This is a genomic window from Pseudoxanthomonas taiwanensis, assembly GCF_010093135.1.
GTDB classification, from domain to species: Bacteria; Pseudomonadota; Gammaproteobacteria; order Xanthomonadales; family Xanthomonadaceae; genus Pseudoxanthomonas; species Pseudoxanthomonas taiwanensis.
The window spans coordinates 1-521 of record NZ_PDWK01000159.1 but is presented as its reverse complement, the minus strand read 5'-3'; the positions used below and the strand labels follow the sequence as shown (position 1 = coordinate 521).

Sequence of the window (521 nt, the reverse complement as noted above, 5' to 3'; positions counted from 1 at the left end):
CGGTCAGGGTGGTGTGCTGCCTTTTCACCACCGAGGTGCTGGGAGGCGGCACGTGTATGCCGTTTGCCCCGGTTACCGTGCGGCGATCTTCTGCCGTCGACGGACGTCCCACGTGGGTGACTTTCACCGGGCGGGTAATCACTTCCTTCGCCGTCACCGCCTTACCGATACTGCTGACCCAGCCACGGAACACAGCGACCGTGCCGTTCGGGAAGCGGATTTTATAGGCACGGGTATCGCCTTCATTAAACCACGCCAGCAGCGCCTGCTGCCCCTGCTCTCCGGGCATCCACGCCAGCGTGAAGCTGGTATCTCCGGCAGATTTCTGCCCCTGCCCGGTCGCAGTCCAGTCTGCATCTTCATCATCGAGATAGCTGTCGTCATAGGACTCAGCGGTCAGTTCGCCGGGCGTCAGGTCTTTAACTTTTGCCAGACGCGACCAGTCAACGTCTGAAAGCGGATTCGCGTAAGGGTCACCGCTCCCCTTATAAACCCACAGGGTGGTCCCGGCACCTTTCACC

1 protein-coding gene is annotated in these 521 nt (G+C 60.8%); it reads right to left on the bottom strand.

The window, feature by feature from the left end; translation table 11 throughout:
- The coding region (locus tag CR938_RS14360; protein WP_211365250.1) for a phage tail tube protein at window positions 1-521 on the bottom strand (521 nt) is incomplete at both ends.